General features: G+C 37.3%; 19 protein-coding genes. 7 read left to right on the top strand and 12 right to left on the bottom strand.

Annotated features, from left to right (window positions below):
- Positions 1-2: 2 nt before the first annotated feature.
- Genes ACZ1GR_RS15410 through ACZ1GR_RS15400 form a run of 3 tightly spaced genes read left to right on the top strand, consistent with a single transcriptional unit; the run spans position 3 to position 1,919 of the window.
- Entirely contained in the window at positions 3-254 is a 252-nt protein-coding gene (locus ACZ1GR_RS15410; RefSeq protein WP_472609770.1) for a hypothetical protein, read from the top strand.
- A gap of 4 nt (positions 255-258) precedes the next feature.
- Entirely contained in the window at positions 259-1,407 is a 1,149-nt protein-coding gene (locus ACZ1GR_RS15405; RefSeq protein ID WP_472609769.1) for a serine hydrolase, read from the top strand.
- Positions 1,404-1,919, top strand: coding sequence for an SRPBCC family protein (locus tag ACZ1GR_RS15400; protein WP_472609768.1), 516 nt, complete (start codon positions 1,404-1,406; stop codon positions 1,917-1,919). Before ACZ1GR_RS15405 ends, ACZ1GR_RS15400 begins: the two co-directional genes overlap by 4 nt.
- A gap of 36 nt (positions 1,920-1,955) precedes the next feature.
- On the opposite strand, the gene ACZ1GR_RS15395 is transcribed toward ACZ1GR_RS15400, so the two are convergent.
- Entirely contained in the window at positions 1,956-2,477 is a 522-nt protein-coding gene (locus ACZ1GR_RS15395; RefSeq protein WP_472609767.1) for a fasciclin domain-containing protein, read from the bottom strand.
- 120 nt (positions 2,478-2,597) lie between these two features.
- On the opposite strand from ACZ1GR_RS15395, the gene ACZ1GR_RS15390 reads away from it, so the two are divergent.
- Genes ACZ1GR_RS15390 through aqpZ form a run of 3 tightly spaced genes read left to right on the top strand, consistent with a single transcriptional unit; the run spans position 2,598 to position 4,649 of the window.
- Positions 2,598-3,161, top strand: a complete 564-nt coding sequence (locus ACZ1GR_RS15390; RefSeq protein ID WP_472609766.1) for an RNA polymerase sigma factor — start codon at positions 2,598-2,600, stop codon at positions 3,159-3,161.
- Positions 3,158-3,913, top strand: a complete 756-nt coding sequence (locus tag ACZ1GR_RS15385; protein WP_472609765.1) for an anti-sigma factor — start codon at positions 3,158-3,160, stop codon at positions 3,911-3,913. Before ACZ1GR_RS15390 ends, ACZ1GR_RS15385 begins: the two co-directional genes overlap by 4 nt.
- 46 nt (positions 3,914-3,959) lie before the next feature.
- Positions 3,960-4,649, top strand: a complete 690-nt coding sequence (aqpZ, locus tag ACZ1GR_RS15380; protein WP_472609764.1) for an aquaporin Z — start codon at positions 3,960-3,962, stop codon at positions 4,647-4,649.
- A 50-nt stretch (positions 4,650-4,699) separates the two neighbouring features.
- On the opposite strand, the gene rimO is transcribed toward aqpZ, so the two are convergent.
- Positions 4,700-6,001 (bottom strand): 30S ribosomal protein S12 methylthiotransferase RimO, encoded by a 1,302-nt coding sequence (gene rimO / locus ACZ1GR_RS15375; protein ID WP_472609763.1) that lies wholly within the window; start codon positions 5,999-6,001, stop codon positions 4,700-4,702.
- Between the two features lie 123 nt (positions 6,002-6,124).
- Here rimO and ACZ1GR_RS15370 point away from each other — a divergent pair, with 123 nt between their 5' ends.
- Positions 6,125-7,222 carry a serine hydrolase domain-containing protein gene (locus ACZ1GR_RS15370; RefSeq protein WP_472609762.1) on the top strand — a complete coding sequence of 366 codons (1,098 nt, stop codon included), beginning with the start codon at positions 6,125-6,127 and terminating at the stop codon, positions 7,220-7,222.
- Between the two features lie 130 nt (positions 7,223-7,352).
- Here ACZ1GR_RS15370 and ACZ1GR_RS15365 read toward each other — a convergent pair whose 3' ends face one another.
- The 10 genes from ACZ1GR_RS15365 to ACZ1GR_RS15320 all read right to left on the bottom strand — a co-directional run bounded on the left by ACZ1GR_RS15365 (position 7,353) and on the right by ACZ1GR_RS15320 (position 16,595).
- A complete protein-coding gene (locus ACZ1GR_RS15365; RefSeq protein ID WP_472609761.1) occupies positions 7,353-7,715 on the bottom strand; it encodes a hypothetical protein in 363 nt (120 codons plus the stop codon).
- 171 nt (positions 7,716-7,886) lie between these two features.
- Positions 7,887-9,143: a TraB/GumN family protein gene (locus ACZ1GR_RS15360; RefSeq protein WP_472609760.1), complete on the bottom strand. Its 1,257-nt coding sequence runs from the start codon at positions 9,141-9,143 to the stop codon at positions 7,887-7,889.
- Between the two features lie 124 nt (positions 9,144-9,267).
- A complete protein-coding gene (locus tag ACZ1GR_RS15355) occupies positions 9,268-10,965 on the bottom strand; it encodes an amidase family protein (RefSeq protein WP_472609759.1) in 1,698 nt (565 codons plus the stop codon).
- A gap of 63 nt (positions 10,966-11,028) precedes the next feature.
- The gene (locus tag ACZ1GR_RS15350; protein WP_472609758.1) at positions 11,029-11,895 is read right to left on the bottom strand and encodes a DUF2911 domain-containing protein; all 867 of its coding nucleotides are present in this window, start codon (positions 11,893-11,895) and stop codon (positions 11,029-11,031) included.
- 121 nt (positions 11,896-12,016) lie between these two features.
- A complete protein-coding gene (locus ACZ1GR_RS15345; RefSeq protein ID WP_472609757.1) occupies positions 12,017-13,501 on the bottom strand; it encodes a sulfatase family protein in 1,485 nt (494 codons plus the stop codon).
- A gap of 92 nt (positions 13,502-13,593) precedes the next feature.
- A complete protein-coding gene (gene ftsY / locus ACZ1GR_RS15340; RefSeq protein ID WP_472609756.1) occupies positions 13,594-14,550 on the bottom strand; it encodes a signal recognition particle-docking protein FtsY in 957 nt (318 codons plus the stop codon).
- 102 nt (positions 14,551-14,652) lie between these two features.
- Complete coding sequence (locus ACZ1GR_RS15335) at positions 14,653-14,805, bottom strand: DUF4295 domain-containing protein (protein ID WP_350291264.1); 153 nt, start codon at positions 14,803-14,805, stop codon at positions 14,653-14,655.
- 37 nt (positions 14,806-14,842) lie between these two features.
- The gene (rpmG, locus tag ACZ1GR_RS15330; RefSeq protein WP_377764738.1) at positions 14,843-15,025 is read right to left on the bottom strand and encodes a 50S ribosomal protein L33; all 183 of its coding nucleotides are present in this window, start codon (positions 15,023-15,025) and stop codon (positions 14,843-14,845) included.
- Between the two features lie 13 nt (positions 15,026-15,038).
- On the bottom strand, positions 15,039-15,275 hold the full coding sequence (gene rpmB / locus ACZ1GR_RS15325; RefSeq protein ID WP_377764737.1) for a 50S ribosomal protein L28: 237 nt from the start codon (positions 15,273-15,275) through the stop codon (positions 15,039-15,041).
- 72 nt (positions 15,276-15,347) lie between these two features.
- Positions 15,348-16,595 (bottom strand): competence/damage-inducible protein A, encoded by a 1,248-nt coding sequence (locus ACZ1GR_RS15320; RefSeq protein WP_472609755.1) that lies wholly within the window; start codon positions 16,593-16,595, stop codon positions 15,348-15,350.
- Positions 16,596-16,658 lie beyond the last annotated feature (63 nt).

Here is a 16,658-nt window from a genome sequence, read left to right as displayed (position 1 = left end):
CAATGAAACCAGTACTTGACAAAAAAATTAAATTAATTTGGGACTTTAAAGGACCTGCTGCGGCCAAAACGGCCGAGCATCATGAAAAACACTTAAAAGAATATATTGTAATTGAAGAATTAAAATTTAATATCACAGGGGTGTCGCATATCAACGAAATGCACAGCATTGCTTATTTGGTCGCGGCTGAATTCGAAATGATTTCGGTTAGGGATATGCTTAAACCTCACCGTGGAGAAATTTTTAATGATTGAGAGCATGCTTAAAAAAAACCATCTTTTATACCTATACATTTGTCTTACAGTCTTTTTAGCAGTTTGCTGTTCTGAAAAAGCAGTAGTAAATCCGTTAGAAAAAGCCTTAGCTTCCAAAGACATTCGTATAAAACGAGTAATAGATAGTTTAGACCAGTACGAAGTTCAGATTAGGTATACTCAAATAGATAGAAGAAACGATAGTGTTTTATTTACAGATTTTGACTTTCAGGTAAACCCAAACCATTATTTCTACCCTGCAAGTACCGTTAAATTTCCTGCAGCTGTTGCAACTTTAGAAAAGTTGAATGAAATAGATTCTATCAACAGAAACACCAAATTCTATATTGAAGGTGATTCTGTTGAAACTACCTTTGCTAAAGCAATACTAGAAATTTTTGCGGTAAGTGATAATGAAGCTAATAATAGATTGATAGAATTCCTAGGTTTTGATGCTCTTAACCAACAAGCACGTAAAAGAGGGGTAAATCCAATACGGATTTCGCATAGGCTTTCTACAAAAAATGCCGATGATGTTACTACAAAGCCTTTGGTAATTTATGTCAATGACAGCACTACCGTAAGCTCTAAAAGCATTGTTAGTTCATACCCGGTAAATCTGCCCATGCAGAAAGTGTTAAAAGGAACAGGTTTCTATGACGAAGATTCACTCTATAATGAACCGTTCGATTTCAGCTTAAAAAACTTTTATGCTATCCCTGCACAGCACAAGCTGTTGAAGAAAATTATCTTTCCAAATCATTTTCCAGAAAAAGAACGATTTAATATTAGCGAGAATCAGCATACATTTTTACTAAAAGCAATGAGCGATTTACCTAAAGTAGCGGGGTATGATAAAACCGAGTACTACGATAGTTATGTAAAATTCTTTATGTACGGTGATTCTAAAGAACCTATACCCGACCATATTAAAATCTATAATAAAGTAGGATATGCCTATGGCACCTTAACCGATTGCGCCTATATTAAAGACACCAAAAACAAAGTAGACTTTATGTTATCTGCAACCATTTTGGTTAATAAAGACGGTGTTTTTAATGATAATGTCTATGAGTATGATGAAATTGGCATACCATTCTTGGCTCAATTGGGAAGAGAATTATATAATATAGAACTAAAACGTAAAAGATGAGTACGCTAAGTTTTGATCAATTCACGAAAAAAATATACATAAAGACCACTATCGAGAAACTGTTTTGGTGCTGGGGTACTGCGGAAGGAATCGAATCTTGGTTTTTAAGCAAGGCCATTTATACATCACCAGAAAATCACGTAAGAAATGTATCGGAGTACGTTCAAGTAAATGACAATTATGTTTGGGAATGGCATAATTGGGATGGACAAGAGAAAGGAAGCATCTTGCAGACAAACAATTTAAATTTCATAGAATTTTCTTTTGCTGAAAGCTGTAAAGTGTCCGTTAGGTTAGCGCAAAAAGATAATGCAGTATTACTCACTTTACGACAGTATGATATACCTACGGATGAGAAAAGCAAATTGAATATCCACTTTGGTTGCAGTAATGGTTGGACGTTTTGGTTGGCAAACCTTAAAGCGTACCTTGAGCATGGCATCTTACTAAATGAGAGAGAATTTGATTTAACCAAAATACCATCGGCAGGTTTTGAGTTTGTAAACATTTAAAAAGCACCGCGATGCGGTGCTTTTCTTTTAATCAAATTATTTTTTAGGCATCACCACATTTTCAATGGCATGTATTACCCCGTTAGAGGCCATGACATCTGCAATAATAACTTTAGATTTGTTTCCTTTAGAATCCGTTAAAATTACATTACCACCAGATAATTCTCCATAAATCGCTTCTCCTTGTAATGTTTTGGCCATAAATCCGCCGCCATTGGCTTTAATAGACTTTACAATATCCGCTGCAGTATATTTTCCTGCTAGTACGTGATAGGTAAGAATTGAGGTTAAAGCACCTTTATTTTCGGGCTTCAATAAGGTAGCCACAGTTCCTTTAGGTAACTTATCAAATGCGGCATTATTTGGTGCAAAAACCGTTAATGGTCCCTCACCTTTTAATGCATCGACCAAATCTGCCGCCTTTACCGCTGCCACCAAAGTTGAAAAATCATCCATTGAAGCGGCGATATCAACAATATCTTTAGATTTTTGCGCTTCGGTTGTTTGTGTATAAAAAGCGAAAGTTGCAATTGTTAGAATAAATACTAATTTTTTCATGTTTCTGTTTTTAAGATTTAATTATTAATTAAAATTATTTGAGCGCTTCTATTCTATTTACACGGCATTTTAGCATTTGGATGAACGCATTATGATTTTATCATATCTTTAACAAAGTATATGGCGAACTACCCAGAAGATGAGCAACTAATTCGGCAATTATCCAATAAGGATAGGCTTGCACTATACACCATATATGATAAATATGCTGGTGCCCTGTACGGTGTAATTCTGCGGATGTGCAGAAACGAGGCTATTGCTAAAGATTTACTACAAGAGACGTTCATTAAGATTTGGCAGAAAATCGATAGTTATGATGCTGCCAAGGGAAGATTTTATACGTGGGCCTATAGAATTGCAAAAAATACAACCCTAAATGCCTTAAGAAAACCAGATTTGCTCATCCAATCAGAAGATTTAGGTGTATATAAAAATAAAACCCAAGAAGAAAAATTACCAGATTACACGGAATTAAGTGGGGCCATCAAAAGGTTGGAGCCACATCATCAAGAAGCTATAGCGCTAGTTTATTTTAGGGGATATACCCATAGAGAGGCCTATTTAGAAATGGGTGTTCCCTTAGGCACTTTTAAATCTTACATAAGGCAAGCCCTGAATTTACTACGTGATAGCTATAAGAACGAATTGGTCGTAGTTTGGTTTTGTATAGAAATTTTGGCATGATGGACAGAAAGAAAATATTGGACGAAGGACTTCTAGAAAAATATCTATTGGACGAGCTAAGCACTTCCGATAGGGATTATATAGAACATGCATTAAAAACTGATAAGGAGCTGCTTAAAAAGTTTAGCGAATTAGAGGAGGATTTTGAAAAGATGGCTTTTGAAAATGCCATACCCCCTCCGCTCCAAGTAAAAACCAAGCTCAAAGAACAGTTAGATACTAAAAAAGTAAGAAATATATCGAACAGCCCATTATTGGTAGCGGCAAGCCTCGGAGTCTTATTTCTATTATCATCTATTTGGATGTATACCAAATGGCAAAATACAAGAGCTGAATTTGAATCGCTACAAAATCAAACCACTGCCTTACAAGAGCGTTTAAATACTTTAGAAGAAAACTATGTTTTAACCAATACAAGATTAAAAACCATAAATAGTCCTAAAACCATTCCCCTTGTTTTATACAGCAATGAAGCCGTACCTAATTCTAGAGCCGTCGCCTATATAAATCATGAAAGCAAAATGGTTCATGTGAATGCTCAAGGACTACCAGTGTTGCCAAAGGATAAAACCTATCAAATGTGGAGTGATGTGGATGGCGAAATGATTGATATGGGAGTGCTAAAAACTGATAAAGAGCTTATTAGCTTAAAATATATCGATAAAGCCGAATCGCTGAACATTACGATAGAGCCGGCTGGCGGAAATGACCACCCTACGGTAGCGAATTTGATTGCATATGTGACTTTATAATTATAATTGGTTCTTAATTAGCATACTAACTAATAATTAGAACCTTATGAAAAAATTAATCGCAGAATTTATTGGAACTTTTTGGCTTGTGCTTGGCGGATGCGGGAGCGCTGTATTAGCCGCAGGATTCCCTGAACTTGGAATCGGATTTTTAGGCGTAGCCCTTGCCTTCGGACTTACTGTAGTCACAATGGCCTACGCTATCGGCCATATCTCTGGCTGCCATTTAAACCCTGCTGTTTCTATTGGCTTGGCAGTTGGAGGTCGTTTTGACAAAAAAGATTTAATACCCTACATTATCGCCCAAGTCATGGGTGCAATTGCCGGTGCCGGTGTTTTGTATTTAATTGTTAGTGGTAAATCTGGTTTTGAAATTGGTGGCTTTGCCGCAAATGGTTACGGAGAACATTCACCTGGTGGTTATGATATGCTATCGGCTTTTGTTACCGAAGCGGTCTTAACCTTCTTTTTCTTGATTATCATTTTAGGTGCCACACATTCAAAAGCGCCAAAATATATGGCAGGCTTAGCGATAGGTCTTGGTTTAACCTTAATCCACCTTATCAGTATTCCTGTAACGAACACGTCCGTAAATCCAGCGCGAAGTACGAGTCAGGCATTATTCGCTGAAGGTACCTGGGCTATTCCACAGTTGTGGTTATTTTGGGCCGCACCTATAGTAGGTGCTATTTTAGCTGGCATGGTCTATAAAATGATTTCCCCCGAAAAAGAATAAAATTTACTAAATAAAGGCAAAGCTCAATATTTGGTTTTGCCTTTACTTTTTTAAACAGGAGCCCCGTACAAGTCAAAATCAGATGCTTCGGTAATTTTAATAGTGGTAAAGTCACCGATTTTCACATAAAACTTTGTAGCATCGATCAATACTTCATTGTCAACATCAGGCGAATCGAACTCGGTCCGTCCGACAAAGTGATTACCTTCCTTTCTATCAATAATACATTTAAAGATTTTCCCTATTTTCTCTTGATTCAGCTCCCAAGAGATTTGAGACTGAATTTCCATAATTTCATTGGCGCGTTGTTGCTTTACTTCTTCCGGCACATCATCCTCTAGGTTATAAGCATGGGTATTTTCTTCATGGCTATAGGTAAAACAGCCCAAACGCTCAAAACGCATTTCTTTTACCCAATCCCTTAGAATTCTAAAATCTTCTTCCGTTTCACCTGGATAACCTACAATCAATGTTGTTCTTATGCTCATCTCTGGTACCACTGACCGAAAATCATGAAGTAGTTTCGTGGTCTTTTCATAAGTAGTACCACGGCGCATACTTTTTAAAATAGCATCCGATATATGTTGTAGAGGAATATCTATATAGTTGCATATTTTGGGCTCCTTTTTCATAAGATCCAATACATCCATCGGAAAACCTGTTGGGAAGGCATAATGCAAGCGAATCCATTCGATACCTTCAACCTTAACAAGTGCTGCCAGCAGCTCGGCCAGATTTCGTTTCTTATATAGGTCTAACCCGTAGTAGGTTAAATCTTGGGCTATCAAAATCAATTCTTTAACCCCTTTAGCGGCCAGTTTTTCAGACTCAGCAACCAACTCTTCGATAGGTTTACTCTTGTGCTTACCGCGCATTAAGGGTATCGCACAGAAGGAGCATGGCCGATCGCAACCTTCGGCAATTTTCAAATAGGCATAGTTTTTAGGGGTGGTGGTCAAACGTTCACCAATAAGTTCGTGTTTATAATCGGCCCCTAAAGCCTTTAATAGATTCGGCAAGTCGCTTGTGCCAAAATATTCGTCTACATTGGGTATTTCTTTTTGCAAATCTGGTTTGTAGCGCTCACTTAAACATCCTGTGACAAACACCTTATCCACATCTCCGGCTTCCTTCTTTTGAACGTATTCCAAAATAGTATTTACGCTCTCTTCTTTGGCATTGGCAATAAATCCGCAGGTATTGATGACCACCACGTTGCCTTCTTCCTCATGCACAACTTCTTTGTTATTTGCCCTAAGCTGCCCCATAAGCACCTCAGAATCGTAAACATTTTTGCTACAACCTAAGGTTACTACATTGATTTTGTTCTTTTTAAGTGATTTTGTGCGCATACCTATATAAATGGAGGGCAAAAATACAACAAGCCCCTGCAATTGGTCGATTTTAATGCATATTTCTTTAGCCTTTGCGTTAAACCCTTATGTAGTAATTAGGTCTTATTGAAAAACAAAGCCATGAAAAACCTAGTATTTACGCTAAGTATAGTGTTCGTTTTAAGCGCTTGCTCAAGTGACTCTAGCGATAATGAAAATCAGGTAATCACCCTAAATCCAACAAATCTTGAGATTTATTTTCCGCCGGCAAATTCTAATGAATGGGAAACCATCTCTATTGAAGATTTAGGCTGGAATTCAGCTGGGGAACAGCCTTTATATGATTTTTTAGCGGAAAGGGAAACCGATGCTTTTCTGGTTCTTAAAAATGGCAGGATTGTCATTGAAAGATATTTTGGCGATTTTCAGCAGAATGACAATCATGCATGGAATTCAGCAGGAAAAACCTTAACTGCAATGACCGCAGGAATTGCCCAAGAGGAAGGTTTTTTAAGTTTAAATGATTCTTCGGCAGCTTATTTGGGTACAGCATGGTCTAGTTTATCAACGGAACAAGAAGCACAAATCACGGTTTTTAACCATTTGACCATGACTACTGGTCTTGATTATGATGTTGACGACACCTTTTGTACCAACCCTGAATGTTTGTTATACAAAAACGAACCAGGGCAATTCTGGTTTTACCATAACGGCCCCTACACCTTATTGGATAATATTATTACCAATGCCGTTGGGCAAGATTTTGAGGATTATTTTTCGGCCAAAATAAGTTCTCGTATCGGAATGCAAGGAGCTTGGCTTTCTATCGGATATAACAATGTCTATTTCAGCAATGGGCGCAGTATGGCGCGTTTTGGCATTCTTAACCTCAACAACGGGGTTTGGGACGGACAAACCATTTTAGGCGATGCCACTTTCTTGACCGCTATGAAAAATACGTCTCAAAACATGAACCAAGCCTACGGTTACCTCTATTGGTTAAACGGAAAAGATAGTTATCGGGTGCCTGGCAGTGAAATAGAATTCTCAGGAAAATTGATACCAAATGCACCCAATGATTTATATGCCGGATTGGGCAAAAACGACCAAAAATTATATGTAGTACCTAGTGAGGAATTAGTAATTGTGCGCTTGGGCGGTGATGCCGGTGAAACCCTTTTAGGGCCTTCAAGTTTTGACAATGAACTCTGGGGATTGCTTGATGATTTGATGGATTAATGGTTCCGCTATGAGTAGTCTCGTAAATCAGAAAGTACATACCAAACTGAAAATCCTTGCGGATTTTCAGAAGAAGTCAAGAACAAGTAATTACTTATTACCATTGTTAGCTGTTGGTTTTTATTCATTTTTAGTTGTCCAAATACCCGTTTTCCCATACTCTTTCAGGGTTGTGATTCCTTAAATCAATTCCGAAATCCACAGCTCCTTTCATTGCCATCAATACTGAAATCCAACCTGCAGTCATTTCATTTTTCACACTGTCATTAGGCGTCATTGCTTTCAAATAGAGGTCAGTTCCGTTGTCATCCGTTTTGAATAGTTTAAAGGTTACATCAGTTCCAAAGTATTCTAATCTGAAAAGTTCTTGAGGTTTCTTCTCAATTATTTTCGATTTGTATTTCGGGTAGTTAAGTATTTTAAATTCAACAAAATCATTTTCTTCTTTCGTTTCTTCCGCCCAATATTTACTTCTTCCTTTGTCCGTTGTCAAAAATTCATAGACTTTCTCGATTTGTAGCCTTACCTTTTTTGTAGCCTTCCCTAAAAAAGGTAAGGCTACAGTGAACTTTCCCGTTACTGACGCACCTAAATTAGCATACGTGTTGAATTTCGATTAGGAAATTCCTACCCAATTAATTATACACTGCATTGTAGAGCGTTTTTATTTCATTTCGTAAATTGGAACACTCTCTTTAGAATCAGAAATTAATATCGCATAATCTAAAAAATCTAAAGTAGACATTCCTTTTACAGCTTCTCCATTCGATTTTTCATCTTTCATAATAACCTCAATTAGGTCAGGTTCATTTACTAAATATGGTGAATTCTTTTTATTTAATCTGAATAGAGTTTTTTCTGATATTTTATTGTCTTTTAAATTTTGAATACCTCTAAAATATTCTTTTTCATAATCTCCTATTCCATAACCTGCTTCAACAGTATAACCGCTGTAATTTCCTTTATCATCATAAGTTTCGTCCCAAACTACTTTACTATTCGTAAGATATCCAATTATTGATAAAACTTTATCCCTTTGGTATATTTCGTGCTCAATAAGTCTTGCAAAAAATGAAGGGTTACCCTTTTTCCCTTCTCTGGATTTCTCTAGGTGAAAAAAGCCAACTCTCATAAATTGAGGTTTATTTTTGAAATCATAGATGGAGCCAAGGCTTAAATAATTTTTATAAATAACTTCCTCTCTATTTACGTTCTTTTCAAAAGAAATTTTAATATTTTCTAATATATACTCAAATACTTTAACATCATTGATTTTTGATTCGTACAACTCTTTGTTCTCTTCATAATCAACGATAAGCCTTTTTAGTTTATGAAAGGCAAAACTTAAATCTCCTAAACTATAACTTGTAGTATCTAGCTTAACCATTTCTTTTATTTCCCTAATTGGTGTTAAGGTTTCATTGTCATCTTCAACAAGTTCTAAAATGTGTTTTGAAACGTATTTGTAATTCCTTATCCATTCAATTCCAAGTACTTTAATTTTAGATTCTAGAGGTAATGAATCATTTAGAATTTTAATTTTTTTCCATTTCTCATAAAATTCAATAGTACGTTCTTGAGGTGTGTGATATCCATTATAAACAACTAACTCCTTTAAAAGATTTGTATCTCCTGTTTGTAAGAAATGATTAAAAAAGTGCGCAGTACTATAATCGACTTCAGGTAAATAATATTTTATTGTTCCTTCTTTTGTTAGAGATTCTAAAAGTTTCAATTCTACATTTTCTGTTTCAGCACTTCCGTGATAAGCCCCAAACCCAATTATTTTAAAATCTTTTTGTGGAAATTCGAATTTAGATGACGTTAAGTCATATCTATTTTTTTTTAAATAATCTTTTTTCGTTTGTGTGCAAGATTGTAAAACAGCAAGGGTTAAAAGGACGGCAAAAGTTTTTTTCATTGCTCTAATTTCTTACAAAGATTGTATTCTTATCAAAATGTTACTGTTTAGTTGTGAATTTTCTTCAAATGCTCTACAACCATTACATCAAGTTACTAGTAACTATATATCTTTTTTATGTCAACTACTTTTTATACCCTTCTGGCTGCCTACGCACTTTAGTCAAATCTTCAAAAGACTTGCCCATTCGCAATAAACTACCCTCTGAGAATTGCTTGCCTATAAAAGTTAAGCTAATAGGCTCCCCAGTAGCTTTATACCCCATAGGTATTGTTAGTGCCGGGTATTTCGCCACCGCAGCGTACCCTGCATGGTAATTGTTGATGGACAAAATAGCGTCCAAATCGTGTTTTTTCATAGCATCATTAAAATACAAGCGGCCATTCTGTTCTAAGGTGTTTTTTATCTCCGCTAAGCCTTCAGCAGTTGTTGAATCTGCCAATATACCTTCGAACAAGGCCTGCCCATAGGGAATACGAACCAAAGAATCTTGCTTGTTAAATGCCACCGCATCTGCTATAGAAGTAATTTTAACCGCATCTTTATCTTGAACTTGACTATCGATATAATCAGGTAAATCGTTTTTCATATCAATATTCAAAATGGATAAAAATCCGTTCATCTGAACTTCTGGGGGTGTGAACTCTACGATTTCCGCTCCTGCATTCTTAAGTTTTTCAATAGTCGCCTTGTAAATAGAGTCGCCCTCCATAAGATTTTTAAAAACACCTAGTCGCACTTCATTTAATGGTATCGGTCTTTCACCTGAAGTAAAGATTCCCGAAAAATTTTCTCTAGTCGAAGCCTTATCATCATAGTCGTGCCCCATCATTGCAGATAGTAAAATAGCATTATCGGAAACATTTTTTGTCATTGGCCCTGGTGTATCTAAAGTACTTGAAATAGGTACGATACCGGTTCTACTCAACAGCCCAATTGTGGGTTTTAGACCTACCACCGAATTTTGACTAGAAGGTGATAAAATAGATCCAGATGTTTCCGTGCCTACCGCAGCCACGGCATAATTGGCGGCAATAGATGTACCACTACCAGAACTGGAGCCCCCGGTCTCAAATATTCTACGACCATAGGGGTTCAGTGTTTGGCCACCAACGGCACTATACCCCACCGGACAGCCGCTACATAAAAAGTAGGCCCATTCACTAAGGTTTACCTTACCTAAAATTAAAGCCCCGTTTTCTTTTAAACGATTTACAATAAAGGCATTATCGGTAGTATTATGCTGCAAAGCGATAGCGCCAGCAGTTGTTTTCATGTTTTGTGTACCAATATTATCCTTTAAAAGAATGGGCATTCCGTAGATAGGGTGCAATCCTTTCTTATCCTTATCAAGTTTTCGTGCTTCTTTAAGTACATTGGGGTTGAGCGCAATCACTGTATTTAGGGTGGTACTGTTATCCAATTCGTACTTATAAATCCGTTTTAGATAAAAAAGCACCAATTCTTCATAGGTCAATTTCTCTGCTTCAATATGTCCTTGAATTGTTGGGATGTCTTGTTCTAAAACCAATGGTTTTATTTGCTCATAGCGCTCTTCAGAAAACTGGGACACCTCATTATACAAGGGCCTAAAAACATCGTTTTTATCCAATACTTTTGATTGAATGAGCTTGTAACGCATTCTACCATTCTCATGTTCGGCATTGGCAGCAACTTCTGTAGAGTCGTTATAGGGCGACCATAATACTACATCTGTATTCTTTTCTTGTGGTTTTTTTTCATTTTTACAAGCTGTACCCAAGCAAAGAATTAATAGAAAAACTACTAAAGTATTACCTATTGAAGCGATTGATTTTGTCATTTTTTAAAGGTCTTTTGAGAATTCTAAATATAAGATTTCTCCCTTAGGCTTAAAAATGACCGGCTAGTTATTTTGTGAAAGTGTTTGCCACTTTTTAATGTTCTTTTCATTCATTCTCACAAACTCATCTTTCCCCAGTTCTGAGGCTATTTTTAAGGACTTTTTAGCCGAAGCTATTGCCCCTTTAAAATTTCCTAGTTCAGCCTCTACCAGAGATTTCACCCTATGAAAATAATAGGTGTCACCACCAAGCTCAAGTGCTTTATCAAGATATGCCAAGGCTCTTTCAAAATCTTTTTCCTGTTCTTGAAGATAACGGGCAGCCTCATAATAGGTTTGTGCAGTCGGATTTTCTTTCAGTTGTTTTGCTATTTCCAATTCCATCTGGGTATCGGTATCGACTTTAAAAGGAATGGTCACTTTTGTACTCGCCCAAATCAAATTGAGGTTTACTGTATTATGCGTGATGGAATCAAAAGCCATCAAAAAGTTTTCTTGGTGATAGGGAATGGATTCGGGTTTTACGGTTATCCGAAATAAGTCTTCAGCAGGATTATACCTTTTTCGGCCATCACCCCAATGAGAAATATTGGTATGAAAGGCAATTTGCCATTCCTCTTTTTCTGGGAAGGCATAAAGCGCGTAGATTCCCATCGGTAATAGTTTTCCTAAAATCTCCATATCGGTATCTACCATGATTTTGGTACTCTCATTGGCACCTACTCGCCAAATACGACCATAGGGCACTATACCTCCGAAAATAGCTCTTCCTCTAGCCGCTGGTCGTGAGTATTGAATCGAAATCTTAGCTAAACCAACTTCTTGCATTATGCTTGTTGCGGGGCTGGCCTTTGGGTGCGCTATCTGTCCGTAAGAAAAACTTAAGAAAAAGCTTAGTAATAGAGTAGTTATTTTAAATAGTATTGACATCTTATCGTAATTTTAAAATGAGAATCAACCTGTCGCAGATGCTTTGGTTATGTCAATAATACAGTAATAGCCTAAAACTTAAAAGTTTTAGGCTATTGAATGTTACCTTACTAAAGCTTTCTTACTTGCTATTAGTGGCATTAAACATCTCTGCCTTAGAAGGTCTAGGCCGTATTCTGGCATCGGTCGGTAAACCGGTTTCCCTATCAAAATCATCGGGAGTTCTTGTTTTTGGCAATACATCTTTACTTTTCTTTCTAATGTAGGCCATTCGTTTTCTCAAATCATTTATAGCGGACTTATATTCTGGAAGCATTGCTAAATTATTGAGTTCATTAGGATCTTTGGTGACATCATACAGTTCCTCTTCAGGGCGTGGTACAATAAAACATCGCATTTGAGCCTCGTTTAAGAGGTTAGCATCTTTTTGTTCTAGCATACTTTGATACGTAAGTCCTCTAAAAGCGTCCGCAGAAGGCGTATTTGGTAAATCTGGATAAAAATTACGGATGTATTTTAGACTATCGGTTCGAATGGCCCTTGTATAATCTTCATAATCATGCCAATGGTCTTCGGCATAAATTTCTTTATGCACGACAGTATCTAGATTGTTTAGCATAGGTGAAAAATCCGAACCTTCAAATTCATCTAAAGCTTCTAGTCCCGCCATTTTCAAAAAGGTTGGGGCGATATCAATTGCGCTTATCAAATTTTCATTTCTAGTGCCAGCGACTACATTCTTTGGCCATTTTACAATCCACGGGGTTTTTATACCGCCTTCATATAAGGTAGTTTTGTCTCGTGGAAAAGGTCTTCCATTATCTGAAATGAATAAAATCATGGTATTCTGTGATACCCCTTGCCTATCAAGTTCAGCAACCACATCACCAACATATTTATCCATCCTAGAAATTTCATCATAATACAAGGCCAAGTCTTTTCTGACTTTTGGAGTATCTGGAAAATAAGGTGGCACTATAACCTTTTCAGGACTGTGGGGTTCATCAATTATCCCCTCATAATAGGGTCTATGCGGGTCTACTGCGGCCAACCACAAGAAAAAAGGAGTTTCTTCTTTTCTTGCTTTTACTAATGAAACCCATGATTCGCAACCGCTTCCGTCGCCATTTAGCTTTTGTTGCTTACCATCGGCTCCCAATTGAAAACCGGCGGTTCCGACTTCTAGAATAGAATCAAAATGACTTTTAACAGCATCCCCAAGGTGATACTTACCGGCCAGACCGGTCCAGTACCCAGCTTTTTTCAATTCTTCGACGAAGGTGCGATGCTCCTCAGGTAAAGGCCAATGTAACTGTTCTGCATCTGTATTATGCGGATACTTTCCTGAAATAATACTTGTTCTACTTGGGCTACATGAGCTTGTAGTTAAAAAGGCATTGGAAAAAAGCATGCCTTCTTTTGCCAGCTTATCAATATTTGGAGTTCTAATGACAGGGTTTCCATAGGCCCCACTGTCATTCCAATTCATATCATCTGCGATGATAAGTACTAAATTTGGTCTTGAGGTTTCTTCTTTGGGCTTCTCTTTGCAAGAAAAAAAGGTAAGTACTAGGCCTAAACTGAAAAGTATTCTTTGCAGATTCATAAATACCGATTAAAAAGTTATACCTGCAAAATAGTTCTTGAAGACTATTGTAGCCCACTAGGTATCACAACTTTAACCATATGTTCTGCATTTTACAGCTTAAAAAAAGAATCTACGAACTCATATTTATTGAACACTTGCAAGTCTTCAATACCTTCACCTACACCAATATACTTTACCGGAATTTGAAACTGGTCCGAGATACCTATAACAACGCCACCTTTGGCAGTACCATCTAATTTGGTAACGGCCAATGAAGAGACCTCCGTAGCCTTTGTAAACTGCTTGGCCTGCTCAAAAGCATTTTGACCAGTAGAACCATCTAAAACCAATAAAACCTCATGTGGAGCATCTGGTACTACCTTTTGCATGACCCGTTTTACCTTAGAGAGTTCATTCATTAGGTTTACTTTATTGTGAAGTCGGCCAGCGGTATCAATAAGTACAACATCGGCGTCATCTGCAACCGCAGAATTTAGTGTGTCAAATGCTACAGAGGCAGGGTCGCTGCCCATTTTCTGTTTTATTATGGGCACATCGACTCGATTTGCCCAGACTTCTAATTGGTCGATTGCGGCTGCCCTAAAGGTATCACCGGCACCTAATACGACTTTTAGACCTTTGTTTTTAAATTGATTGGCCAACTTGCCGATAGTAGTTGTTTTACCTACTCCATTTACACCGACCACCATGATTACGTGTGGCTTATGCGTTTTGGGTAAAGTAAAATCAGTATCCTCACCAACATGGGTTTCAGAAAGTAATCCTGCGATTTCCTCACGAAGAATCTTGTTCAATTCTTCAGTACCCATATATTTATCTCTAGAGACACGTTCTTCAATGCGCTCAATAATCTTAAGGGTGGTGTTTACACCAACATCAGAGGTTACCAAAACTTCTTCAAGGTTATCAAGCACTTCATCATCTACCTTTGACTTTCCGGCAACTGCCTTGCTCAGCTTACCAAAAAAGCTGGTCTTGGTCTTTTCCAGACCTTTATCCAGCGTTTCTTTTTTGTCTTTGGAGAATATATTTTTAAACAGACTCATGATGTGTTTGGTTGAAATTCAAAGATAGGAAAGTACCGTGAGTTTTATAAACTAAAAAAGCCACTCCGTAGAGTGGCTCCTATGTATTTTAATATTGCTTGCCTATTGTTTAGACAACCAATCGTTTACCAATTCTGGTGACATTACAGATTCTACAAAAGTATAGGCCCCAGTCTTTGGAGACTTTACCATTTTGATAGCTTTTGTCAATCTTTTTGAACTTCCCTGTAGTGTTGCTACTGTCTTCTTTGCCATGGGTATTGTACTTTACGTTTCTGTAAAAACAGAAACTTTACTTAATTTCTTTATGAACGGTCATACGCTTAAGAATAGGATTGAATTTTTTAATCTCCAATCTATCTGGCGTGTTCTTTTTATTCTTTGTAGTTATGTATCTAGAAGTACCTGCCATGCCTGACTCTTTGTGCTCTGTACATTCTAATATAACTTGAACTCTGTTGCCTTTCTTTGCCATTTTCTAATACTTTTTACTTAACAAAACCTTTGGCTCTTGCATCTTTTAAAGCAGCATGAATACCTTTTTTGTTAATTATTTTGATTCCTTTTGAGGAAACATTAAGCGTTACCCACTTATCTTCTTCAGGGATATAGAATTTCTTCTTAGAGATATTAACGTCAAACCTTCTCTTCGTTTTATTGATGGAGAAGGAAACATTATTACCAAACATCACCTTTTTACCTGTAACTTCACAAATTTTGGACATCTGCCTAACTTTTGAGTGATTTTATTGAGGCTGCAAATTTAGTTATTTCTCTTAGACACACAAAATTAAAGTTCAGAAATTTAGAATTTCTTTCTGTAATAATTCAAAAGCTTTATTTACGGACTTTTGAACGATTCTTTCCCGATGATTTCCCATGGTAAATTTTTGGGCAAAACTGCGCTCCGGAGAACTAATTGCAATAAATACCGTACCGACCGGTTCTTCAGAGTCTCCTCTGGTCGGGCCTGCATTTCCGGTAGTGGCTATCGCGAAATCTGTACCTAGCAGTTGTTTGGCATTGCGGGCCATAGCGACCGCAACTTCTTCACTAACTACAGAATATTCATCCACAAGGTTTGCATCTACTCCGAGAAGGTTGATTTTGGTTTCAGTAGCGTAACTTACTACCGTACCCTTATAATATTTTGATGCTCCCGGAAGTGCCGTTATTTGCTCTGCAATTTTACCTCCGGTAAAACTTTCTGCTGTAGCCAATGTCATTCCCTTTTCCGTTAACATATTGGCAATGCTGGCTTCTATACTTTCATCTTCTTCCTCTCCGTAAATAATGTCACCAATTAATGGATAGAGTTTTTTTGCTTCGGATTGGACGAGCTCTTGTAGCGCTTTTTTATTTTTGCTTTTACCGGATAAACGTAGTCTTACCCTACCTAGACTTGGCAGATAGGCAAGTTTTATCGCTTCGGGAAGGTTATTTTCCCAGTCCTCAATCTTTTCTGCAATCGCACTTTCTCCAAGACCGTAAGTCATAATTGTTTTGTGTACAATATGAGGACGTTCGTATTGCGAAATAATTCGTGGTAAAACTGCAGATTTGATAATATTTTTCATCTCAAAGGGAACACCTGGTAAGGAAACAAAAGAAGTCCCATCCTTTTCCATCCAAAGTCCGGGGGCGGTACCAAATTCATTTTTTAGTACATCTGCCTTGGTGGGCACCAATGCCTGTTGCCTGTTTAAATCAGAAATTGGGGTGGAAATGTATTTGGCGAACAACATTTCTATATGTTCTAAGACCTCCTTGTTTTGTACGAGGTTGTCTTCGAAATACTCGCATAGGGTGTGCTTCGTAATATCATCTTTTGTAGGCCCTAAACCACCTGTTACTATGACAACTTGTGAGCGGCTATTGGCTTCGGCAAAAGCCTGCAAAATATGTTGTCTATTATCTTGTATGGATGTAATTTGATATACAGAAACTCCTATTTTATTGAGTTCTTTGGCGATAAATGCTGAATTTGAATCAACTATTTGTCCGATAAGAATTTCATCACCAATCGTAATTATCTCTGCTTGCATGCACTGAAATTAAGCTTGAAAATGGTTCAAGATATTCAGCTGCAAAAGTAACTAAAAAGGGAG

The organism is Croceitalea sp. W27, assembly GCF_055693185.1.
This window is presented reverse-complemented; position numbering and strand designations above follow the sequence as displayed.